The sequence below is a fragment of the Shewanella oneidensis MR-1 genome (assembly GCF_000146165.2).
Classification (GTDB): Bacteria; Pseudomonadota; Gammaproteobacteria; order Enterobacterales; family Shewanellaceae; genus Shewanella; species Shewanella oneidensis.
This window is the reverse complement of the sequence record NC_004347.2, coordinates 3,490,763-3,512,112: the sequence shown is the minus strand read 5'-3', so window position 1 is coordinate 3,512,112 and position 21,350 is coordinate 3,490,763. Positions and strand designations below refer to the sequence as shown.

The 21,350-nt window shown below is 45.0% G+C and carries 24 protein-coding genes; 9 read left to right on the top strand and 15 right to left on the bottom strand.

The window, feature by feature from the left end; all coding sequences use genetic code 11:
- Nucleotides 1-63: 63 nt before the first annotated feature.
- Nucleotides 64-342 carry an oxidative damage protection protein gene (locus SO_RS15705; RefSeq protein WP_011073237.1) on the bottom strand — a complete coding sequence of 93 codons (279 nt, stop codon included), beginning with the start codon at nt 340-342 and terminating at the stop codon, nt 64-66.
- Between the two features lie 9 nt (nt 343-351).
- Nucleotides 352-1,449 carry an A/G-specific adenine glycosylase gene (gene mutY / locus SO_RS15700; RefSeq protein ID WP_011073236.1) on the bottom strand — a complete coding sequence of 366 codons (1,098 nt, stop codon included), beginning with the start codon at nt 1,447-1,449 and terminating at the stop codon, nt 352-354.
- A 179-nt stretch (nt 1,450-1,628) separates the two neighbouring features.
- Here mutY and trmB point away from each other — a divergent pair, with 179 nt between their 5' ends.
- The 5 genes from trmB to SO_RS15675 all read left to right on the top strand — a co-directional run bounded on the left by trmB (nt 1,629) and on the right by SO_RS15675 (nt 6,045).
- Nucleotides 1,629-2,345 carry a tRNA (guanosine(46)-N7)-methyltransferase TrmB gene (trmB, locus tag SO_RS15695; protein ID WP_011073235.1) on the top strand — a complete coding sequence of 239 codons (717 nt, stop codon included), beginning with the start codon at nt 1,629-1,631 and terminating at the stop codon, nt 2,343-2,345.
- A gap of 48 nt (nt 2,346-2,393) precedes the next feature.
- Entirely contained in the window at nt 2,394-2,720 is a 327-nt protein-coding gene (locus SO_RS15690) for a YggL family protein (RefSeq protein WP_011073234.1), read from the top strand.
- The gene (gene glsB / locus SO_RS15685) at nt 2,720-3,634 is read left to right on the top strand and encodes a glutaminase B (protein WP_011073233.1); all 915 of its coding nucleotides are present in this window, start codon (nt 2,720-2,722) and stop codon (nt 3,632-3,634) included. The genes SO_RS15690 and glsB overlap by 1 nt, the downstream gene beginning before the upstream one ends.
- 176 nt (nt 3,635-3,810) lie before the next feature.
- Nucleotides 3,811-4,632, top strand: coding sequence for a YggN family protein (locus tag SO_RS15680; RefSeq protein ID WP_011073232.1), 822 nt, complete (start codon nt 3,811-3,813; stop codon nt 4,630-4,632).
- A gap of 474 nt (nt 4,633-5,106) precedes the next feature.
- Nucleotides 5,107-6,045, top strand: coding sequence for a LysR family transcriptional regulator (locus SO_RS15675; protein WP_011073231.1), 939 nt, complete (start codon nt 5,107-5,109; stop codon nt 6,043-6,045).
- A 627-nt stretch (nt 6,046-6,672) separates the two neighbouring features.
- On the opposite strand, the gene SO_RS15670 is transcribed toward SO_RS15675, so the two are convergent.
- The 9 genes from SO_RS15670 to SO_RS15630 form a co-directional block, all read right to left on the bottom strand.
- A complete protein-coding gene (locus tag SO_RS15670) occupies nt 6,673-8,520 on the bottom strand; it encodes a DUF885 domain-containing protein (RefSeq protein ID WP_011073230.1) in 1,848 nt (615 codons plus the stop codon).
- Nucleotides 8,521-8,707: 187 nt separating this feature from the next.
- Nucleotides 8,708-9,913: an IS256-like element ISSod5 family transposase gene (locus tag SO_RS15665; protein WP_011073229.1), complete on the bottom strand. Its 1,206-nt coding sequence runs from the start codon at nt 9,911-9,913 to the stop codon at nt 8,708-8,710.
- 62 nt (nt 9,914-9,975) lie between these two features.
- Nucleotides 9,976-11,133, bottom strand: coding sequence for a radical SAM family heme chaperone HemW (gene hemW / locus SO_RS15660; RefSeq protein WP_011073228.1), 1,158 nt, complete (start codon nt 11,131-11,133; stop codon nt 9,976-9,978).
- Complete coding sequence (rdgB, locus tag SO_RS15655) at nt 11,133-11,750, bottom strand: RdgB/HAM1 family non-canonical purine NTP pyrophosphatase (protein WP_011073227.1); 618 nt, start codon at nt 11,748-11,750, stop codon at nt 11,133-11,135. The genes hemW and rdgB overlap by 1 nt, the downstream gene beginning before the upstream one ends.
- Nucleotides 11,751-11,867: 117 nt before the next feature.
- Nucleotides 11,868-12,302, bottom strand: a complete 435-nt coding sequence (locus SO_RS15650; protein WP_011073226.1) for a DUF4426 domain-containing protein — start codon at nt 12,300-12,302, stop codon at nt 11,868-11,870.
- 67 nt (nt 12,303-12,369) lie between these two features.
- Complete coding sequence (gene yggU / locus SO_RS15645; RefSeq protein ID WP_011073225.1) at nt 12,370-12,660, bottom strand: DUF167 family protein YggU; 291 nt, start codon at nt 12,658-12,660, stop codon at nt 12,370-12,372.
- On the bottom strand, nt 12,660-13,208 hold the full coding sequence (locus SO_RS15640) for a YggT family protein (protein ID WP_011073224.1): 549 nt from the start codon (nt 13,206-13,208) through the stop codon (nt 12,660-12,662). The genes yggU and SO_RS15640 overlap by 1 nt, the downstream gene beginning before the upstream one ends.
- A 76-nt stretch (nt 13,209-13,284) precedes the next feature.
- The gene (proC, locus tag SO_RS15635; protein WP_011073223.1) at nt 13,285-14,103 is read right to left on the bottom strand and encodes a pyrroline-5-carboxylate reductase; all 819 of its coding nucleotides are present in this window, start codon (nt 14,101-14,103) and stop codon (nt 13,285-13,287) included.
- A 224-nt stretch (nt 14,104-14,327) separates the two neighbouring features.
- Nucleotides 14,328-15,041, bottom strand: coding sequence for a YggS family pyridoxal phosphate-dependent enzyme (locus tag SO_RS15630; RefSeq protein WP_011073222.1), 714 nt, complete (start codon nt 15,039-15,041; stop codon nt 14,328-14,330).
- A gap of 35 nt (nt 15,042-15,076) precedes the next feature.
- Between SO_RS15630 and SO_RS15625 the strand changes: the two genes are divergently transcribed.
- From SO_RS15625 to hemH, 4 genes are all read left to right on the top strand, one after another.
- Nucleotides 15,077-16,114 carry a type IV pilus twitching motility protein PilT gene (locus SO_RS15625; protein WP_011073221.1) on the top strand — a complete coding sequence of 346 codons (1,038 nt, stop codon included), beginning with the start codon at nt 15,077-15,079 and terminating at the stop codon, nt 16,112-16,114.
- A 9-nt stretch (nt 16,115-16,123) separates the two neighbouring features.
- Nucleotides 16,124-17,236, top strand: a complete 1,113-nt coding sequence (locus SO_RS15620) for a PilT/PilU family type 4a pilus ATPase (protein ID WP_011073220.1) — start codon at nt 16,124-16,126, stop codon at nt 17,234-17,236.
- 173 nt (nt 17,237-17,409) lie between these two features.
- Complete coding sequence (locus SO_RS15615) at nt 17,410-17,940, top strand: glutathione peroxidase (RefSeq protein WP_405130463.1); 531 nt, start codon at nt 17,410-17,412, stop codon at nt 17,938-17,940.
- A gap of 70 nt (nt 17,941-18,010) precedes the next feature.
- Nucleotides 18,011-18,994 (top strand): ferrochelatase, encoded by a 984-nt coding sequence (hemH, locus tag SO_RS15610; RefSeq protein ID WP_011073218.1) that lies wholly within the window; start codon nt 18,011-18,013, stop codon nt 18,992-18,994.
- A 62-nt stretch (nt 18,995-19,056) separates the two neighbouring features.
- Here the strand turns inward: hemH and ruvX are convergent, their stop codons facing one another.
- The 4 genes from ruvX to SO_RS15590 form a co-directional block, all read right to left on the bottom strand.
- Entirely contained in the window at nt 19,057-19,482 is a 426-nt protein-coding gene (ruvX, locus tag SO_RS15605) for a Holliday junction resolvase RuvX (protein WP_011073217.1), read from the bottom strand.
- Between the two features lie 27 nt (nt 19,483-19,509).
- Complete coding sequence (locus SO_RS15600; protein WP_011073216.1) at nt 19,510-20,073, bottom strand: YqgE/AlgH family protein; 564 nt, start codon at nt 20,071-20,073, stop codon at nt 19,510-19,512.
- A gap of 335 nt (nt 20,074-20,408) precedes the next feature.
- Nucleotides 20,409-20,738 carry a stress response translation initiation inhibitor YciH gene (gene yciH / locus SO_RS15595; RefSeq protein ID WP_011073215.1) on the bottom strand — a complete coding sequence of 110 codons (330 nt, stop codon included), beginning with the start codon at nt 20,736-20,738 and terminating at the stop codon, nt 20,409-20,411.
- A 150-nt stretch (nt 20,739-20,888) separates the two neighbouring features.
- Nucleotides 20,889-21,203, bottom strand: coding sequence for a hypothetical protein (locus tag SO_RS15590; protein WP_011073214.1), 315 nt, complete (start codon nt 21,201-21,203; stop codon nt 20,889-20,891).
- Between the last annotated feature and the right edge of the window lie 147 nt (nt 21,204-21,350).

Below are 21,350 nucleotides of genomic sequence, written 5' to 3'. Positions count from 1 at the left end.
CTAGAAATGTAAAAAGCGCCAAATGGCGCTTTTTACATGTTGAAATAGGCACAGAGCTTGAGATTAATCTTGATCTTTTTCAGGCACAAAACCTTCAATTTCAACGTCTTTACCTTCGAACAGGAAAGAGGTCATTTGCGCTTCTAAAAACTTACGATCATCAACATTCATCATGTTAAGTTTCTTTTCGTTAATCAGCATGGTCTGCTTTTTTTGCCATAGGCCCCAAGCTTCTTTACTGATGTTATCAAAAATACGTTTACCTAAATCACCTGGATACAGTTGAAAGTCTAGGCCGTCGGCTTCTTTGTTTAAATGTACGCAATTGACAGTACGCGCCATGATTATTCCTTACTGACTACAGTGGTTACGAGCAATAGCTACGAGTGATCCCAAATTGGCTAACACGCGCTCAGTTGCGGCGGCGAGTCCCACTTTGGAAGGTTGATTGATGTTATACCAGAGAGACTGGTTTTGTTCCATGATTGCGCCGACGCTTGGTTTACCACTTGCCCATTTATCTAAGTCCAGCAACATAGGCTGAATATCTAAATGGAAATGACTAAAGGTATGCCTAAAACCAATTAATGGTTCAAGTTGAGTTGGTTGATAACCCTGCGCTTCAAGTTCAGTGTTGAGGGCGGCTTCGGAGCTAAATTCAGGGAAGCACCACAGGCCGCCCCAAATCCCAGCAGGTGGGCGTTTAGCCAAAAAGACCTGGTTATCTTTAAACAGAACCAACATCCACGCAGATTTTTCGGGAATAGTTTTCTTTGGCTTTTTACCTGGAAAATCGGTTTGCCTACCCATTAATTGTGCTTTGCAATCGACAGCGACAGGGCAAGCGGCGCAATTTGGTTTGCTGCGAGTACAAATACTGGCACCAATATCCATCATGGCTTGGTTATATTTTTGAATATCTTGCTGTGGCGTTAATTGCTCGGTTAATTGCCAGAGTCGCTCTTCCACAGGTTTTTGCCCAGGCCAGCCCTCAATCGCCCCATGTCTTGCTAGGACGCGCTTAACATTGCCATCGAGGATGGGATGATGTTGCCCAAGTGACAGGGATAACACCGCACCCGCTGTCGAACGGCCTATACCTGGTAGCGCTAACACCTGCTCAAAGTCTGTCGGGAATTGACCTTGATATTCATCGCGGATCATCTTAGCGGCTTTATGTAGATTGCGGGCTCTGGCGTAATAACCAAGGCCAGTCCAATGGTGCAGTACTTCATCATCTGGCGCGTTAGCGAGTGCTAACACATTGGGGAAGCGCTGCATAAAGCGCTGGTAATAGGGGATCACTGTCGCTACCTGCGTTTGTTGCAGCATAATCTCTGAAACCCATACACGATATGGGGTTTTATCTTGCTGCCAAGGGAGGGTTTTACGACCGTGATTGTCGTACCAATTAACGATACGTGTAGCAAAGGAGGCTGTAGATTTCATCGGCGCAGTGTAGCGGGAGATAGGGCGGCAAACAAGTCACTCTCACAGGAAAAACAGTGCTAGATTCGATCTGGCAGAGAATCTTGTTATACTTCGGCTCCATTAGTGCTTGCACTGTAAGTTGAACTTTGGATAATGCCCTTCTTTTTAGAGGGTGTTGTCCACGAGACGAGGCAAAAATGAGCGAAGTCACTACCGCTGAATTTAATGAAGAAGGCAAGTACCTGCGTAAGATCAGAAGCTTTGTCCTAAGAGAAGGGCGTTTGACTAAAGGTCAGGCGCAAGCCATTGAGACTCAGTGGCCAACAATGGGTTTAGATTACAGCCCAGCACCATTGGATCTAGCTGACGTATTTGGCCGCAAAGCTGACACTGTACTGGAAATTGGTTTCGGTATGGGCGCTTCTTTAGTGCAAATGGCGCAAGAAGCACCAGAGCTGAACTTTATCGGTATTGAAGTGCATAAGCCGGGTGTTGGCTCATGCTTAAGTGATGCCGCAGCTGCGGGCGTGACCAATCTTCGTGTGTATCACCATGATGCAATGGAAGTATTAGAACATGCGATTGCCGATGGCAGCCTGACGCGCGTGCAGTTGTTCTTCCCTGATCCTTGGCACAAAAAGCGCCACCACAAACGCCGTATCGTACAAGCTGAATTTGCCGAATTGATCCGTCGTAAGCTGAAGATTGGCGGCGTATTCCACATGGCAACCGACTGGGAAAACTACAGTGAACATATGCTGGAAGTGATGAATGTGGCGAGCGGTTATAAAAACCAATCTGCTGATGGTACTGTAGTACCGCGCCCAGATCATCGCCCATTAACCAAATTTGAAGCTCGTGGTCATCGCCTTGGCCATGGTGTGTGGGATCTGATGTTCGAGCGTATCGCTTAATATCTTCATTTTTTTATTGGATTTTTTAACACAACGGGGAAAATCACTATGGCAACGAATCGTAGCCGTCGTTTACGTAAGAAAATGCGCGTCGATGAATTCCAAGAGTTAGGTTTTGACATCACTTGGACGTTCGATGCATCTGTTTCTGAAGCTGAAATTGATGCAACTGTCGATAAGTTTATTGAAGAGGTGATTGAAGCCCGTAAGCTAGGCTTCCATGGCGGTGGTCATATCGAATGGGAAGGTATTATTGCGACCCAAACAATCGGTAAGTGCACTGAGGAAGATATTGCTGCAGTTAAGGCCTTCTGGGCGGGTCAAAAAGTGACTCAACTCGAAGTTAGCGAACTGTACGATATTTGGTGGAGTTAATGCCAGAAACGGCGTTATTAGAGGAAGTGGTCGACAGAGTTCGACCCTTGCTCGGCCAAGGAAAGGTTGCTAATTATATCCCTGCGCTCGCCAATATTGATCCTGGCAAATTAGGTATTGCCGTTACCACGATTGATGGCGAAACCATAGGCGCAGGGGATTACCTTGAGCCATTTTCAATTCAAAGTATTTCTAAAGTTTTCAGCTTAACCTTAGCGCTAACTTTATATGAAGAAACCGAAATTTGGAGCCGCGTCGGCAAAGAACCTTCGGGACATTCCTTTAATTCATTGGTCCAAGTCGAGTTGGAGCGTGGTAAGCCACGTAACCCTTTTATTAACGCTGGCGCGTTAGTGATTGCTGACTTATTGCAGAGTCGTTTGGGCGCACCTAAACATCGCATGTTGGAATTAGTCAGGGCGCTGAGTCAAAACGATAAAGTCTGTTTCGATAAGCAAGTGGCGGATTCTGAATATCAGCACAGTGCTCGCAATGCGGCCATCGCCTATCTGATGAAATCCTTCGGCAATTTTCAAGGTGATGTCGATACAGTGCTGCGCACTTATTTTCATTATTGCGCCTTAAAGATGAACTGCGCCGATTTATCGAAGGCGATGTTGTATTTAGCTAATCGCGGCAAAACCTTAGATGGCACCGAGCTTATCTCCCAAGTGCAGACGCGCCAGTTAAATGCGTTGTTAGCGACGTCAGGCTTATATGATGGTGCAGGTGAATTTGCCTATCGCGTGGGTATGCCGGGGAAAAGTGGCGTTGGTGGTGGCATTATTGCCGTCATCCCCGGGGAATTATCAGTTTGCGTATGGTCCCCCGAGTTAGACACTCAAGGCAATTCCCTGGCTGGGACAGCAATGTTGGAACAGCTAAGCCAGCGTCTCGGACGTTCAATCTTCTGATTTACCTATTTCTAGCACTCTTAGACTAATGATTAGTGAAAATCACTAATCATCTATCGGTGCTAATTTCTATAACTCCATATTAATTAGCTTGTTACAAAGTTGGCATGTCTTCTGCTATTAGTCTTTTAGCATGTTAGCTTAGTCAAATCCCTCAGATTAAAGGATGAACAACAATGAAGATAAATACGCTATTAACTGGAGTGGCATTATCGGGCGTTATTTTAGGTATTTCCGGATTGCAGTTAGTGCAGGCGAAAACCGAGCCACAAATCCATGATCGTTGTGACGTCTCCCTTAATTATGATGTTAAGGTCGAACCTAAAAAACTTGTGATGAGTGAGAAAGGGCTCGAAAAATATCGCATCGAAGTCGACAAGTTGTTTGTCGAAGGCAAGCAAGTCAATCTCTCCGATAAGCAGAAAAAGCTAGTCACTCAATATGCCGATGAAGTATCGACTCAGGTGCCTGAGGTGATTGGATTAGTGAACGAAGCTGTTGCATTGGCTTCCCAAGCGGTGAGTATGGCCTTAACGCCGCTGATGGGTGATGTCGCGGGAGCTAAATTTGACGAAATGATGGCGGGCGTGCAGAAACGTGTTGATGCAGTTGCTTACAGACAAGGAGATAGTTTTTACCTTGGGGCAACCGATGAGTCGATACAAAGCACCTTTAATGATGAATTTGAGCAGGAAATGGAGCAGTTAATGCAAAACTCCATCGGTACGCTAATGATGAATATTGGTGGGCAAATGCTCTCTGGTGATGGCGAGTCATTCGAAGCTAAGATGGATGCATTCTCACAAAAAATGGATAAGCTTGGCCAAGATATTGAGCAGCAAGTTGAAACTCAATCTAAGGGGCTTGAAGCGAAAGCCGACCGATTATGTGAACGTTTTGAAAGTCTGTTAGTGCTGGAAAATCAGTTACGTAAAGACGTACCTGAGTTAGCGCCTTATGTGTTGACACAAAATACCAGCCATGAGTTACGCGAGTAGTCACCGCAGTCAAGGGGTTCTGACTTGTATTGCTTCAGACTACAGCTCATTCCCCAATGGGTTGCAAGGTTATCATGAGTTCAAACTCGCCCCAGAGGGATGACCGCCTGCGAGTCTTAACGCCTAAAGCTGTTTGTAAATGATAACGCCCCAGCACCTTGGTGTTTGGGGCTTTTTCTTGGGGAATGTTATACCTAGCACCTTGAAATGAATCCCAATGCTTGCGGCTATTTAGTGCGGAATGTTACATTCTTAAGACTAATGTTTGATATACTCTTAAAATATAATGAAAAGCTGGCAACTCAGTCAGATAAAACACTCTACTTTAGCGGACTTTTTCGGTCTAAATCTCTACAACGAACCCATTTGCTGTGAGATATTAAGGCATTATGGAATGCTTTAAGGCATTTATGCTGCATTCCTGCGCTATTCCGAAAGTTTATATCACTGTCGAAACTGCTTAAGGCGACTTTCATGTTAGAACTATTAGAACCTATTGCGATTTTTACTCATGTGGCCAGAGCCGGAAGTTTTAGTGCCGCCGCAAGAAGGCTTGGGATCTCTAAATCTAAGGTCAGTACGCAGGTAGCCGATCTCGAGCATCGACTTGGCGTTCAATTGATCCAGCGTACAACTCGTAGCTTAAGCCTGACCGAAGCTGGACATTTGTTATATCTGCAAGGTGAGGAGTTGCTCCGCGATGCCGAGCAAGCGATTGCCAGTGTGCATAACTTAAACGATGCAACCCGTGGCGTCCTAAAAGTGGGGATTTCCCAATCCTTTGGTGCTATGCATATTATCCCAGCCTTACCCTCCTTTATGGCAAAACACCCTGAGCTTGAGCTACAAGTCAGTTTGCTTGATCATAAGGTTGATGTGGTCAGTGAAGGTTTAGATTTGTTGCTAACTATGTCTGAGCAGTTACCGCTAGGTATGGTTGCACGTCCTTTGATGAAGTGTCAGTTTTTACTCGTTGCTTCACCCGATTATATTGCTAAGCATGGCGAACCGTCGCGCCCTGAACAATTGGTTGACCATAACTGTTTGGTCTATCAAGGTGAGTGGCATGAACACAGCATGTGGCAATTTAAGAAAGGCGATGATTACTGTGAGATTGGTGTCTCGGGTAACTTTAGAGTGGATAACGCACCAGCGTTAAAATCTGCCGCAATCAGTGGCTTAGGGGTTGTTTACCTCGCTAGCTATTTGATGGAAGATGAGATCGCCAAGGGAACTTTAGTACCACTGCTTAAAGATTGGCAATTGACCCATCATCTACCGCTACAGGCGGTGTATCCACGTCGTAAGCATTTAGCGCCTAAGGTCAGCGCCTTTATCGAGTTTATTAAAGACCATATCGGCAACCCGCCTTATTGGGATATCCCTTATGCTGAGCTTTTCAGTGAACGTTAGTAATTTTGGAAACATTGTTCTTAAAATCGCGCCAATACCCTTGTTTGGTATTGGTTGTTAATTTATTTTGTTTTAAATCAATTGGTTGTGATTTGATTGTGCTGTATTTTAACTTGGTTTTTTAGCCTTTGCTTAAACAAGTTTTTTGCGGATGGATTGCGGTCTGTTCTTAAATGGATACAATGGTGGTAGATGATTCGGAATGACCTGAGTCCTATACTTTTATTGGAAATGACCCCTTTCGATATGAGTGTACAGGTCCGCAGTAATGCAGTTTCGAGTCACCGCCAGCAGAAGTTTGCGAACTAAAACAATGTTGGCTTTTAAACCATCATCCTAGTTTTTGGTTTACCTCAGCTTAACTCGGCTGAGGTAATTTTTTTATGATGGCAAAACAGCGGGAAACAAGTTTTGTCTCTCTGTACCCTAAAGTCACACCGAGTGTTAAGTGCTTGCTTAATAAATCAAATATAGTGATCCACAGTGAGATAGGGTTTTATTACCAAGCTGGTGATAAATCCAATAAAAAAGCCACTTGATAGTGGCTTTTTTATTGGCTGCAATTTAATCATTTCATTCGTAACCGCGTTCAAGGGAGACTAGCGTTAGCCTCCCAAGGTTGTAAGCTTAGGCTTTGTTAACGCTGGCAATCCATTGATTAACATGCTCTTCAAGCACATCTAAAGGCAGTGCGCCGTTTGCCAAAATTAAGGTATGGAAATCTCGGATATCAAATTTATCACCTAGCTGTTTTTCAGCTTTGTGTCTTAGTTCGAGCAACTTAATCATCCCGACTTTATAGGCTGTGGCTTGAGATGGCATCACGATATGACGCTCCACCATTTTCACCGCATCGGATTTTGCATTGGGCGTATTGTCAACGTAATAGGCAATACCTTGTTCGCGGGTCCATTTTTTTGCATGAATGCCGGTATCGACGACTAGACGGCAAGCGCGCCATAACTCCATCGCCAGTCGACCAAAATCAGAATAAGGATCGGCATATAAACCCATCTCTTTCGGGAAAGACTCACTGTACAGTCCCCAGCCTTCGATATAGGCGGTATAGCCACCGAACTTACGGAACTTAGGAATATCTTTAAGCTCTTGCGAGATAGCGATTTGCATATGGTGCCCAGGGATCCCTTCGTGATAGGCCAGTGCTTCCATTTGATACTTTGGCATGGCTTTCATATCGTAGAGGTTAGCGTAGTAGCTACCTGGACGAGAACCATCGGGGGCAGGTTGTTCATAAAAGGCTTTACCCGCAGATTTTTCTCTAAAGGATTCAACCTGTTTGACGATCATTGCCGCCTTCGGTTTGACCTTAAAGACCTCATCTAAGCGCGAGTGCATATTATCTATGAGTTGAGTCGCATCGGCTAAATAGGCCGCTTTACCTTCCGGCGTATTGGGATAATAGAACTGTGGATTGTTACGCATAAAGGCGAAGAATGCTTGCAGCGTACCGTTAAAGTGCACTTTTTTCATGATGGCACGCATCTCATTATGGATACGTTCAACTTCGGCAAGGCCGAGTTGATGGATTTCATCCGCCGTCATATCGGTTGTCGTGGTGCGCGCAAGAGCATTGTTATAAAAAGCGTCACCATCGGGTAATTTCCACACCCCATCGCGGGTATCAGCTTTGGCTTCTAAGGTTTTAATATACGAAATGAGTGCCTTATAAGCCGGTGCAACCTGAGAGGTGAGTGCCTTTTCAGCTTCGGCTATCAGTGGGGCTTTCTCTGTTTCAGGGATGCTAAGAGCTTTGACCTTTTTACGAAAATCCGCGAGTAATGCGCTGTCTTCATTTTTATCAAAAGGCGCGCCTTTTAAAATGTTTTGGCTATCAGAAATGACATAACCAAACACAAACTTAGGGGCGATAATGCCTTTCTCTGCGCGAACTTCGAGAGCTTTTTGCAATTGAGTTAAGCGCTTGGGCACCCCATTTAGGCGGCTGATATAGGCTTTAGCATCACTGACATCGGTGATCTGATGTTGATTAATCAGGAAAGAAGCGATCATCGAGTGACCACCACGCATCTGATTAACGGGATAAGTATGATAACGCCATTGATAGTCTTTGATGTCGTTATTCAGGTTTTGTGTTAGTAGTGCAAGGCTTAGGCGAGTTTGCGGGTCAAGCTTACTTGCATCCAGTTGATTAATTTCAGCTAATTGTTTTTGGGTGCGTGCCAGTTCGAGTGCATCGGCCTCATCGCCAATTTCATCCCACTTGTCATAGTCCTGCTTTATGCCCATATAGGTTTGCGCTATTGGACTCGCCATAATGTTTTCCATGAAGATGGTTTCAAACAAGGCGTTAGCTTTTTCTGACTCGCTTTGGGCTGTAACACTTGCACTGGCTACATTATGTGAGTCATTTAAGCTGGGCACTGCACTTGTTGGGAGTGCTAGTAGGGTGGTGAGGGCAAATGCGATTAAGCTGATGTTCGTTTTTATAGGCATGAACAGACTTCCTTAACAATGTTCAGGTAATTCTAAAGAAGCAGGGGGAAAATGTATGAATATAAATGTTAGAAAATGTGTTAGCCATTATCGATGTTTTACTGAAAGAGTTAGGCTAACACATTATTTTTTTAAATATATTTAATCGACTTATTGAGGCTGTTCATAATTCTGTGTCAGGTTAATTTCACAGGTCGATATGGTTTTCTAAGCGCCCCTCAAAATGGATTGAGAGCTGTGATAGCGTCAAATTCCAGTTTTGGATGGGGTGAGTCCAGCGCTCAGAGGCCTTCAATATACCTGCGTAAAGCAGCTTGAGTAAACTGTTCTCGTTAGCAAAACCGCCCTTCGTTTTGGTTAACTTCCTGAATTGCCTATGTACCGCTTCAACGGCATTGGTGGTGTAGATGGCAGTACGGACATAGTCTGGGTATTTGAAATACACCGATAGCAGTGCCCATTTGTTGCGCCATGACTTAATCACCACGGGGTATTTATCACCCCATTTCGTCTCCAGCTCATCCAATGCCATCTCGGCCGCATTCAAGGTGGCGGCCTTATAAACGCACTTTAAATCCGCCATAAAGGCCTTTTGATGCTTAGAGGCAACATACTTCATCGAGTTGCGAATTTGGTGGATGACACACAACTGTACTTCCGTCTGCGGGTAAATGGTTGCAATCGCTTCAGGAAAGCCTTTAAGGCCATCAACGCAGGCGATGAGGATGTCTTTAACGCCGCGATTATACAGGTCGGTTAGCACGCTTAACCAATGGTGAGCCCCTTCATTATCCGACAGATATAAGCCTAATAGCTCTTTTTTACCGTCGACGTTAAGCGCCAAAATGGTGTAAACCGCTTTGCTAATAAAGCGACCGTTCTCTTTGATTTTATAGTGAATCGCATCGAGCCATATGACGGGGTAAAGTGGCTCTAGTTCGCGCTCCCGCCATGCTTGAAGCTCAGGGAGTAACTTGTCAGTAATGGCGTTTACCGTGCCGTTGGACACCGACATGCCGTACATGTCTTCGATATGCGCACGAATATCTTGATAGCTGGAGCCTAATGAAAATAAGCCAATGATTTTACGCTCCATTTCATCGGTAAGTTGGGTTTGGTGCTTTTTGACTAATTGAGGTTCGAAGGTGCCCGCCCTGTCTCTGGGTGTGTTCAACTCGAAGTTGCCAAGGGGGCTTTTAACCGTTTTAGTGGTTTTGCCATTCTTACGATTGGCGCCTTCAGTGCTCGCCAAGTGGCCATCCAGCTCAGCCGCCAAGGCCGCTTCAGTGAGTTGCTTAATCAAAGGGGTTAAGATGCCATCCTTGCCGGTGAGGTCTTTACCTTCACGTAGTGCTTGAATGGCCGCATTGATATCAAAAGTAGGTGTGGTCATAAATCATCTCTTTTTGGTATAGCTTAAAGAAATGACACAGAAATTTGAACACTACCGACTTATTAGCAGAATTGTGTCAATAAATCATTCACAAACATGTGACCTTTATTGGTTAATTGCCAGTGTTCGGCCGATTCGGTGAGTAAACCCCGTTGTTTGGCCTTTTCCATCCCATCCTTCAAGACATCTCGAGGCAACCCCGTTCTATCTTCAAACTCTTGCTTAGGGATTGGCGTCATTAGGCGTAAACGATTCATCAAATATTCGAGTGCGCGATCTTCTTGCGCGACTTCTGTTTGTTCGAAGGTGTAATTATCGGCAGTTAAATAGCCCTTCGGATGCTTGATTTTAACCGTGCGAATAATACGATTTTCTTCGGGTAAGGTGACTTTGCCGTGGGCGCCACAGCCTATGCCTAAATAATCGCCAAATTGCCAATAATTAAGGTTATGCTGGCATTGATAACCGGGTTTGGCATAGGCCGAGATTTCATACTGCTCATAACCTAAAGCCGCTAGCTTTTGTTGCCCTTGTTCATAGATCTGCCAGAGATCTTCATCATCGGGAAGTTGTGGTGGCTTAGAGTGGAACAAGGTATTGGGCTCAATCGTTAGTTGATACCAAGACAAATGCGGTGGATTGAGGGATGCAGCGGTATCTATATCCGCCATCGCTTCTTCAAAACTTTGGTTAGGAAGTCCGTGCATCAGATCCAAATTAAAACTTAAATAGTCCGCTTGACGGGCTTTTTGAGCGGCAGTTTGGGCTTCATTTTGATCGTGAATACGGCCTAAGAGATTAAGCTTATCCTTGGAGAAACTTTGCACCCCAATGGATAAACGCGTTACGCCAGCGGCGCGGTAGGCGCTAAAGTCATCGTGCTCTAAGGTGCCAGGGTTGGCTTCCATGGTGATTTCAATGCCATCACTAAAGGGAATGAGAGCATTGGCATCATCCAATATCCGTTTGATTTGATTGGCATCAAACAGAGACGGCGTTCCACCACCAATAAAAATGGTGTGTAGCTTACGGCCTTGTACTAAGTGCAAGTCTTGGCGTAAGTCCGCCAGCAGAGCATCCACATAGGCTTGCTGGGGTAATTCACCATTTTGCCCATGGGAGTTAAAGTCGCAGTAAGGACATTTTTGTACACACCATGGGATATGAATGTACAAGCTCAATGGCGGTAAGGTTAGCTGAGGTGACACATTCACAGACATTATTGGGCGTTCCTGTCGGTAAATACGCCTTTTTCCTGCATGGCAGTAATCAGTTGCACTAAGGCTTTACCACGATGGCTCAGGGTATTTTTCTCGTCACTGCTCATTTGGGCGGCGCTGCAATCGTGGTGCTCAGGAATAAAAATCGGATCGTAACCATGGCCGTTGTCACCACGTTGCACGAAATCGATTTGGCCTTCCCACGAGGCTTGGCAAATGATTGGGGTCGGGTCCTTGGCATGGCGCATATAGACTAAAACACATTGGAATCTTGCTGTGCGGGGCGCTGGATAATCTTTTAATGTGTCTAAGAGTTTTAACACATTATCTTGATCCTTGGCATTTTCCCCCGCATAGCGCGCAGAGTAAATCCCCGGCACACCTTGGAGTAAATCGACCTCTAATCCCGAGTCATCGGCAATAGCTGCATGCCCTGTGATTTGCGCCGCATGTCTGGCTTTGATAATGGCGTTTTCAACAAAGGTGGTGCCCGTTTCGGCAACTTCGCTAACGTTAAATTGGCTCTGTGGCAGCACTTTTACGCCATAGGCGGCGAGCATTTGATCGAATTCGGCAAGTTTACCTTTATTGCCACTGGCGAGGACGATTTGTTGCATGGGATACCTATTTCATTGGGCGATGTTTATCGCGGCAATGATACCCAAGCTCAGCAGTAAAGGACAGAAAAACGCGGGACGATACATGCGTATCGTCCGAGTAAGGGCGGGTGTCGATTATTCGACGTAGAACTTTTGTTTAAACTGTAGATTAGTGTTTAGTTCATTTCCGTATTTGATGGCGATATTGAAATTGATTTCTTGATCGTCACGGTAAGGTACTTCGGCGATGTAATAAATAGCCTGACCTTCACGGATTTCTCTAAATTTCAAATCGATACGAGCATCGAGTAAGTTATTGGCTACTCCCGTTATCTGTACGGCGACGGCGGGTGAGCCTGCTTCACTTGTATCTAACACGGCGATGTTGATGATGCCTGTGTAACTACTACGTTCAATACCGTAGGATTTGGCTATGCTTGGGGTTAAAAAGGTGCTACCCAGCGCCATGTAATGAATATCAAAATTACCAACGGTTTCTTTTTGCTCGGCGTTTGCTACGCCACATAGGCTAGCGGTTAATGCGAGCATAATGAGGAAATTACGTAACATGATTTGGTACCTTCGTATGGGGGATGACTTGAGTATGAGTCACTGGGGTCAGACTTCTTACTCATTGTTATTCGAGTAGCGCTGATATTTCTGCAGGAACACTCTTAGGCGCATTAATGCGTACCTGTTTATGGCGTCCTAATTCGCCCTTAAGGATATGCACATCGCTTTTAGGCACTTTAAATGCCTTGGCTAAATATTTGCTCAAATGGGCATTGGCCTTGCCATCAATCGGCGGAGCGGTAATGGCCACTTTTAACTCATCACCATGAAGCCCGACTATCTGATCGCGACTCGCCTTAGGTTGAATATACAAATTAAGCAGCAAGTCGCCTTGCTGCATAATGACTGCGCTCATTAAATCACGGCCCAAAACGGCACGTATTGCGCCAACAGCATATTGATAAAATTCATACCGATAATCACTAACATCACCGAGAGATCTAAGCCGCCGATAGGCGGAATAATACGGCGCACGGGTGCTAAAAGTGGCTCGGTTAATTGTCCCATGATCATCACTATAGGGTTATAGCCTTGGTTAAACCAGCTCAAAATTGCACGGATGATCAGCATCCAAAACAGCAAAATGCCTGCTTGTTTGATGACACTGACTAAGGCAAAAACAAAGAACAGCAGAATGTCGATACCACCACCTGCGATAAGGCTTAAGAGCAAGACTTTGGCCATAACTACAAATAATGCGAGGACAAAAGAGGCGGTATCGAATCTTCCGATTGATGGTATCACTCGGCGCATGGGAGCGATGAGTGGGTGAGTTGCTTTAACAATAAATTGACTGAAAGGGTTATAAAAATCAGCGCGGGCTAAGGGGAGCCAGAGCCGTAATATCACTACCATCAAATACAAATCGAAGAGTGTGCTGATCAAGAAAGTTAATGCATTCATCGAGATTTCTGCCTATATGAGTCCGATTAAAAATGTCCGAGTTATATTTGTTTGAGCCGTCGGGAACGTGGGTTAATTAAAACGTTTTTGCCATTTCTTCTGCACGGTTAATGCAGTTTTCCATGGCTTTTTTTACGACGCCACGGAGATCTGCCGCTTCGAACGTGGCGATAGCTTGCGCCGTTGTGCCGCCCTTAGAGGTGACATTTTCCCGTAAGTTACCCAGCGTGAGCTCAGGATTTTGTTTAGCCATCATAGCAGCACCAAGGGCGGCTTGCTGCACTAAGCTTCTGGCTTTGGCTTCATCCATGCCCATTTGTTTGCCCGCATCAATCATCGATTCCATCAGTAGGAAAAAATAAGCAGGCGAACTACCAGCAAGGGCAATCACTTGATTAATGTCAGATTCTTCATTTACCCACACTATTTCTCCGCCGCTGGACATTAAGCGTTCGGCAATGGCTTTTTGTGCATCAGATAGGGATTGCGGTGCATAGAGTCCCGTCATACCTACACCGATTTGCATTGGGGTGTTTGGCATAGTGCGGATAAGTGTAATGGGTTGAGCCAGATACTCGCTGTAGCGGCTTGCTTTGATGCCCGCTGCAATGGTTATCAGAAGCTTATTTGACATATCAATGCCTTGCAGCGCTTGACACACTTGCTCCATCAACTGAGGTTTAACAGACAATATGATCACATCAGCATCCTGTGCGGCGCTTACATTGTCTTGGGAAACACGTACACCAAAATCGGTGGCGAGGGCATCGAGTTTACCTTGGCTTGGGTTGGTCGCCTGAACCTGTGATGCAGGATAACCGCTACGAATTAAGCCGCTAATGATGCTGCGGGTCATATTGCCCGCACCGATAAAGCAGATTTTTTGTTGACTCATGTATTCCCCATAATGTCTGGCCTAGGGCTGAATCCTATGGTTCAGCAATGACAACGATTAGGCCGGATAAAAAATTCTATTTAATGTCTCGTTACAGTATTTGGGCTTTAGCGAGTAAAAACAAGACCAAATACCCAGTCAGTCGCTACAACTTGGTTTTCAATCCGCTATCACGACAATTGTTAATGCAGTCTTCTATGGCAGCAGACTCTGTACGTATTGATTCAAATCGTCGTTTCTTTTGAGGAATAATCCCGCTCACCAAAGATGGCGCTGCCAATTCGTACCATGGTTGAGCCGTAGGCGATAGCAAGGTCCAAATCATTACTCATGCCCATTGAGAGGGTATCTACATCTGGGTAATGCTGTTTTAGCGTATCGAATAAGTGTTTCAGTTCGCTAAGCTCGCGAGTTTGTTGCTCAGTATCATCGGTCGCGCTTGGGATCGCCATTAAACCTCTGAGCCTTAACTGTGGCAGTTGGCTGATGCTATTTGCCAGCGGCAACATCTGCTGGGCATTGATACCAGATTTTGTGTCTTCATCACTGATGTTGATTTGAATACACACATTAAGTGGCGCAAGGTTAGCGGGGCGCTGTTCATTGAGTCGCAGGGCAATTTTCTCACGAGAAAGGGTGTGCATCCAATCGAAATGCTGGGCGACTAAAGTGGTTTTATTTGATTGCAGTGGCCCAATAAAATGCCATTCAATATCGGGGTGAGTGGTTTTGAGTGACTCAATTTTAGTCACCCCCTCTTGGACATAGTTCTCACCAAAGCAACGCTGACCCGCATCATAGGCTGCTATAATATCTGCTATCGGTTTAGTCTTACTGACGGCAAGTAAATGAATACTGTGAGGTAAGCGTGCGCATTTTTGCGCCGCTTGCGCGATCCTGCTCTGGGCTACTGCGAGTCTGTCTGCTATTGTTGTCATGATGTAATTATCTGGTTGCAAGGATATCCCAAACTATGGAAATCACTGAGTTATTAGCCTTTAGTGTAAAACACAAAGCCTCGGATCTACACCTCTCTGCAGGGATATCTCCCATGATCCGTGTCGACGGTGAAGTGAGAAAAATCAATCTGCCCGCGCTCGATCATCAGGGTGTACACAGCCTTGTGTACGACATTATGAATGATAAACAGCGTAAGGACTTTGAAGAACATTTAGAAATCGACTTTTCCTTTGAAGTCCCTAACTTAGCGCGTTTCCGTGTGAACGCCTTTAACCAATCTCGAGGTGCAGCTGCGGTATTTCGTACCATTCCAAGTGATATTTTGTCACTCGAGCAGTTAGGCGCCCCTGAAATTTTTAAAAAAATCTCCAGTTTTCCCCGTGGCTTAGTGTTAGTCACTGGACCAACTGGTTCGGGTAAGAGTACCACACTTGCGGCCATGGTGGATTACATCAATGAAAACCGTCATGATCATATCCTAACCATTGAAGATCCAATTGAATTCGTTCATCAAAATAAGCAATGTTTGATTAACCAACGGGAAGTGCATCGTCATACCCACAGTTTTAACGCCGCATTGAGAAGTGCGTTGCGTGAAGACCCTGACGTCATCCTCGTCGGCGAGATGCGTGACCTTGAAACCATTCGACTTGCGATGACCGCGGCCGAAACGGGTCACTTAGTATTCGGTACCTTGCATACCACCTCGGCAGCTAAGACTATCGACCGTGTGGTTGACGTTTTCCCCGCTGGCGAAAAAGACATGGTACGTACCATGTTATCGGAATCATTACAGGCTGTTATCTCGCAAACTCTGATTAAGAAAATCGGCGGTGGTCGTGTTGCTGCCCACGAAATTATGATGGGTACGCCCGCTATCCGTAACCTTATCCGTGAAGATAAAGTGGCGCAAATGTACTCTGCTATCCAAACGGGGATGGCCCATGGTATGCAAACTCTTGAACAGTGTCTGCAAAACTTAGTTAACCGTGGCCTCATTACCCGAGAAGATGCCATGGCGAAAAGTTCAAACAAACAAGCGACGTTTTAAGGATTTATCATGGATGTCCGTCCGTTTTTAAAAGTCATGGTGGAGCGTAAAGCCTCGGACTTGTTTATTACCGCAGGTTTTCCGCCGAGCGCCAAAATCGATGGTGAGTTACGTCCACTTGCTGAGAGTATATTTACGCCTGCACAATCGTTAGATTTTGTTGAGTCCGTGATGACCGAGGCACAGAAAAAGGAATTTCACACTACCCGTGAATGTAACTTTGCATTTGCCGTTAAAGAGTTAGGGCGTTTTCGTGTGAGTGCATTTTGGCAGCGTGAATCTCCTGGCTGTGTAATGCGGCGGATTGAGACTAAAATCCCAGAAGTCGATGACTTAAAACTGCCGCCCATATTAAAAGATCTGGTGATGAGTAAGCGTGGACTTATCATCATGGTGGGGGGAACGGGTACAGGTAAGTCGACCTCCTTGGCGGCGTTAGTGGGTTATCGTAATTCCCATGCCCGTGGGCATATTCTGACCATTGAAGATCCGGTGGAGTTTGTTCACGATCATCGAAAAAGTATCATTACTCAACGTGAGGTGGGGATTGATACAGAGTCCTTTGACGCAGCGCTAAAGAGTTCATTGCGTCAGGCGCCCGATGTGATTCTCATTGGTGAAATTCGCACCCAAGAAACCATGGAATTTGCGCTCTCCTTCGCTGAAACAGGCCATCTGTGTATGGCAACACTGCACGCCAACAACGCCAACCAAGCCTTAGATCGGATTATGCATTTAGTCCCAGAGAGTAAACACCAACAGCTATTATTCGATTTGTCACTCAACCTTCGTGGTATTGTGGCGCAGCAACTGGTACCCAAGGTCGATGGTACAGGACGGCGGGCAGCTATTGAGGTATTGATCAATACCCCAAGGGTGGCAAGCTTGATTGCTAAAAATGAGCTGCATTTACTCAAAGAAACCATGGCGAAATCCAACGAGCAAGGAATGCAGACCTTCGACCAAGCCTTGTTACAGCTTTATGTTGACGGGGAAATCAGTTACGCCGATGCGCTTCACCATGCTGACTCACCAAACGACTTGCGCTTGATGATCAAACTGCAAAATAAAGAACCTCCCAGTTCGAGTTTTATGGAAGGCGTGACCTTGGATATGGATTAATCCTATTTTGTCATATGTTAAAGCAGCTTTTTGAAGCTGCTTTTTATCGCTTAGGGTAATAGATAACTCCTTGTAGCTTTTATTTTTTTATTCAATATGATCCCTATCGTAGCAAGTTACGTAATAAGAATAAGTTCGCCTATCTTGGATCATTGAATGAGAAGGACATTATGATGAAATTCCCGCTATTTATCTTGACTAGCTTGATGAGCACCAGTGTTTTTGCGGCAACATGCCCAAGCTATCTTGATGTTGAAGTGCGCAAATTGCACTCAGAACAGAGCGTTAACTTATGTGAACTGACTCAGGGTAAGCCTGTGCTGCTGATCAATACTGCGAGTAATTGTGGTTATACATCACAATTTAAAGCGCTTGAAGCACTCCATAAAGAATATAAAGACAAAGGCTTGGTGGTGATTGGTTTTCCTTCGGATGATTTTTTCCAAGAGGAAAACGACGAAAAAGACACCGCTAAAGTATGCTACATCAACTATGGTGTCACCTTCACTATGCTCGCGACGTCTCCTGTGAGGGGGAGTGATGTTAATAGTGTATTCAAGTATTTAGGTGATAAAGCCGGTGCACCTAAATGGAATTTCTACAAATATGTGGTCAGTGGCGATGGCAACACTGTGATGCAATTTAATTCTAAGGTTAAACCCGATAGCACTGAGCTTAAGCAGGCAATAGAATCCGTGCTGTAATGCCTAAAATTTTTCATTTACTTATTTTTAAGAGGCTACTTTGGCTAGGTTTTCAGGATTATCAAAAGAAATGGGTCACGCTGCGCGTGGCAAAGTTGGAGTGCTGTTATTAAACCTTGGCACTCCTGATGCGCCAACAGCATCGGCAGTAAGGCGTTATCTTGCCGAGTTTTTATCTGATCCACGGGTGGTGGAAATCCCAAAACTCCTCTGGATGCTGATTTTGTATGGCATAGTACTTAGGGTACGCCCTGCAAAGTCTGCAGCACTTTATCAAAAGGTGTGGACTGAGGCGGGGTCGCCACTGATGGATATCAGTTTGCGACAAACGGCTAAGCTATCCGATAAATTAACCGCGGATGGTCATCAAGTTTCGGTTCACTTAGCTATGCGTTATGGTAATCCTTCTGTTGCCAGCACTTTACGAGAGATGCACAAACAAGGGATTGATAAGCTGGTGGTTTTACCGCTCTATCCGCAATATGCTGCGCCGACAACTGGCTCGGCTTTTGACGCTATCGCTAAAGAGTTATCCCAATGGCGCTACCTGCCATCGCTGCATTTTATTAATACTTATCACGATAACCCTGATTTTATTGCTGCATTAGTCAATTCGATTCGTGACGATTTTGATAAACATGGCAAGCCGCAAAAGTTAGTGCTGTCTTACCATGGAATGCCTGAGCGCAATCTTCATCTGGGTGATCCATATTATTGTTTTTGCATGAAGACTACTCGTCTTGTGGCTGAGCAATTAGGTTTGAGCAAAGATGAATTTGCGATCACATTCCAATCTCGCTTTGGTAAGGCCAAGTGGTTGCAACCCTATACGGATGCAACGATGGCGGCTCTACCGAGTCAAGGTGTGCGTGATGTAGCGATTGTGTGCCCAGCATTTAGCGCCGATTGTTTAGAGACGCTAGAAGAGATTGTCGGCGAAAATGGCCATATCTTTACTCATGCGGGGGGAGAGAAGTTCCGATATATTCCTGCGCTCAATGATAATGATGACCACATCGCCATGATGGCGAATTTGGTGAAGCCGTATCTGTAAGCTTGAGTCATATTATAGAAAAGGATAGCAACGGCTATCCTTTTGTTTTTTTTAAGCATTAATCAATCACCAAAATGATTTTCAAAATAACTTTCGATAATCAGTACCGCAGAAACCGCATCGACTTGACCTTTTGTTAGCGCTTTATAACCACCTAATTCAAAGAGTCTGGCTTTTGCATCTGTGGTGGTTAGTCTTTCATCTTGGGTGAAAATTTTAACGCCAAACTTTGCGTTAAGTCGGTTGGCAAATTTTCTCGCCCTGTGGGTCATTTCTTGCTCTGTACCATCCATGTTGAGCGGTAAACCGACGACCACTAAATCGGGTTGCCACTCTTGGATGAGTTTTGCGATTTCTTCCCAATTTGGAATGCCATCAACGGCTTTGATAGATAAAAGTGGTGTTGCACTGGCGGTAATTTGTTGCCCTACGGCAACACCTATGCTTTTTGTCCCAAAATCAAAACCTAATACGGTTTTAGCGTTCATCTGATATTAACTCGTAATAAAGTGAGGTTAAGCGTGGCCCGCCTGCGTTGAGAGTTGCCAAGCCTCAAAGCCCAATGAACGGCTAGCTTGTTGCCATCTATCTTCGTGGTTTATATCGAAGAGTAGGGCATGATCGGCTGGGATAGTGAGCCAAGAATTATCGGCAAGTTCTTGCTCTAACTGATTTTTACTCCAGCCAGCATAGCCCAATGCCACAAGAAACTTATCCGGCGAACGCTTACTGCCGATGGCTGTTAATACATCGCGAGAAGTAGTAAGCATCAATCCTGAACCTAATTCCGTACTGTTAGCCCAATAGGGTTGGGATGTATGCAGGACAAAACCTCTGTCTTGGGAAACTGGACCGCCCATTAAGACTTGCGATCCCATTGCCAAATCTGCAGAGACTTGCTCTGTTGGTAGATCCATCTGCTCCAGTAATGAGTTAACTTCAATACCCAGAGGTTTATTAATCACTAACCCCATTGCGCCTTTTTCATCGTGTTCACATAGGTAAATGACGGTTCGCTCAAAAAAAGTGTCATCGAGTGACGGCATTGCAATTAAAAAATGGTTCTGCAAACTCTCCATTAAATACTCCGTTCAGCCGATAGGCATTGATCGAATAACATTAAATCCAGCGACTTAGCGAGTGACTAGGGCGTGTTGACGTTTCAGGGTTATTTTTGCAGCAATTTGGCTGGCTTTTATGCAAGGCAAAGTCCGTGCAGTGTAGTTATTCTACATAAACGGACGATAACGCGGCAGAAAAACCAGCCAAATGCTGCCCGAAGGGTTCGTCTGGCAAGCCCTTGCTCTTTGTCACTCGTCATTTGAGTAGAATAACTACACATCATTCCTCGTTTCGCGAGCACATGCTTGCCAGAACGAACAAAATCTAATCTCGAAACGTCAACACGCCCTAATCAACCACCAGCCAATTTGACTTTGTAGTTTTGTTTTTCAAGCAGCTGTTTGAGTTGTTCACGATTATCGGTTTGCACTTCGATGGTGAAATCCTTAACTGTACCGCCACAACCACATTGTTTTTTAAGGGTTTGCGCTAGCGCTTTTAAGCCTGCTTCGTCAAGCCCAAGGCCTGAAATGACAGAGACGCCTTTGCCTTTACGACCTTTGCTATCTCTATGGATACGTACGATGCCATCGGATGTGGGGATCGCTTTTGCCTCAGGCTCAGCTGTAATACGGCCTTTATCTGTGCTGTACACTAGGGAAACGTTGGGATCTACTCTCATAAGTCATCTTTTAACTGAATTAAAACTGCTTAAGTTTACCAAATTCATTGTGCTTCTGGGAGGTAAAAAAAAGGCCACTGACAGAGACTGAAAGTGGCCGAAGGTAAATGCTAGCTCTTTGCAGGGAAGTAGCATGTTTAAAACGTGGATTTAGAGACGCTGTAAAATCATAGCGATTAATGCCAATGCGGTCAGTAGAGCGCAGGGCATTATAAAACGATGTAATTTAGGGATTGCAATTAAACAAGCCGTAGTAACAAAGCAAAATGCGGCAACCGTTGTATAGTCTGCACCGTTTGATACTGCCTCAAATACCAGCCAGCTCATTACTACTAAAGGTAAAAACAATAGCATTATGGGTAAATGAGGTGCGAGTTTACTGTTATTGGTATCCGCTTGAGCCTTTTGTGGCGCTAGCCAGAAGATTGCCGATGCAACAATCAATGCGCTAATGAACCAGAGCATAGTATTTCCCCCTTAATCGCCTTAACTGATAATCATTATCATTTAAAGTGGTTACTGAAGTCAAGCTGAATAACATACTGCTTTTTCATAATATTGAGTTGTAGAACTAGTCATTGCTCTGTAAGCTAAATTTATGTGTTGGCTTAT

Bases quoted from the DNA above. Each gene is read 5' to 3' on its own strand.
- SO_RS15705 (WP_011073237.1), bottom strand. From the start codon at position 342: ATGGCGCGTACTGTCAATTGCGTACATTTAAACAAAGAAGCCGACGGC.
- mutY (WP_011073236.1), bottom strand. From the start codon at position 1,449: ATGAAATCTACAGCCTCCTTTGCTACACGTATCGTTAATTGGTACGAC.
- trmB (WP_011073235.1), top strand. From the start codon at position 1,629: ATGAGCGAAGTCACTACCGCTGAATTTAATGAAGAAGGCAAGTACCTG.
- SO_RS15690 (WP_011073234.1), top strand. From the start codon at position 2,394: ATGGCAACGAATCGTAGCCGTCGTTTACGTAAGAAAATGCGCGTCGAT.
- glsB (WP_011073233.1), top strand. From the start codon at position 2,720: ATGCCAGAAACGGCGTTATTAGAGGAAGTGGTCGACAGAGTTCGACCC.
- SO_RS15680 (WP_011073232.1), top strand. From the start codon at position 3,811: ATGAAGATAAATACGCTATTAACTGGAGTGGCATTATCGGGCGTTATT.
- SO_RS15675 (WP_011073231.1), top strand. From the start codon at position 5,107: ATGTTAGAACTATTAGAACCTATTGCGATTTTTACTCATGTGGCCAGA.
- SO_RS15670 (WP_011073230.1), bottom strand. From the start codon at position 8,520: ATGCCTATAAAAACGAACATCAGCTTAATCGCATTTGCCCTCACCACC.
- SO_RS15665 (WP_011073229.1), bottom strand. From the start codon at position 9,913: ATGACCACACCTACTTTTGATATCAATGCGGCCATTCAAGCACTACGT.
- hemW (WP_011073228.1), bottom strand. From the start codon at position 11,133: ATGTCTGTGAATGTGTCACCTCAGCTAACCTTACCGCCATTGAGCTTG.
- rdgB (WP_011073227.1), bottom strand. From the start codon at position 11,750: ATGCAACAAATCGTCCTCGCCAGTGGCAATAAAGGTAAACTTGCCGAA.
- SO_RS15650 (WP_011073226.1), bottom strand. From the start codon at position 12,302: ATGTTACGTAATTTCCTCATTATGCTCGCATTAACCGCTAGCCTATGT.
- yggU (WP_011073225.1), bottom strand. From the start codon at position 12,660: ATGAGCGCAGTCATTATGCAGCAAGGCGACTTGCTGCTTAATTTGTAT.
- SO_RS15640 (WP_011073224.1), bottom strand. From the start codon at position 13,208: ATGAATGCATTAACTTTCTTGATCAGCACACTCTTCGATTTGTATTTG.
- proC (WP_011073223.1), bottom strand. From the start codon at position 14,103: ATGAGTCAACAAAAAATCTGCTTTATCGGTGCGGGCAATATGACCCGC.
- SO_RS15630 (WP_011073222.1), bottom strand. From the start codon at position 15,041: ATGACAACAATAGCAGACAGACTCGCAGTAGCCCAGAGCAGGATCGCG.
- SO_RS15625 (WP_011073221.1), top strand. From the start codon at position 15,077: ATGGAAATCACTGAGTTATTAGCCTTTAGTGTAAAACACAAAGCCTCG.
- SO_RS15620 (WP_011073220.1), top strand. From the start codon at position 16,124: ATGGATGTCCGTCCGTTTTTAAAAGTCATGGTGGAGCGTAAAGCCTCG.
- SO_RS15615 (WP_405130463.1), top strand. From the start codon at position 17,410: ATGAAATTCCCGCTATTTATCTTGACTAGCTTGATGAGCACCAGTGTT.
- hemH (WP_011073218.1), top strand. From the start codon at position 18,011: ATGGGTCACGCTGCGCGTGGCAAAGTTGGAGTGCTGTTATTAAACCTT.
- ruvX (WP_011073217.1), bottom strand. From the start codon at position 19,482: ATGAACGCTAAAACCGTATTAGGTTTTGATTTTGGGACAAAAAGCATA.
- SO_RS15600 (WP_011073216.1), bottom strand. From the start codon at position 20,073: ATGGAGAGTTTGCAGAACCATTTTTTAATTGCAATGCCGTCACTCGAT.
- yciH (WP_011073215.1), bottom strand. From the start codon at position 20,738: ATGAGAGTAGATCCCAACGTTTCCCTAGTGTACAGCACAGATAAAGGC.
- SO_RS15590 (WP_011073214.1), bottom strand. From the start codon at position 21,203: ATGCTCTGGTTCATTAGCGCATTGATTGTTGCATCGGCAATCTTCTGG.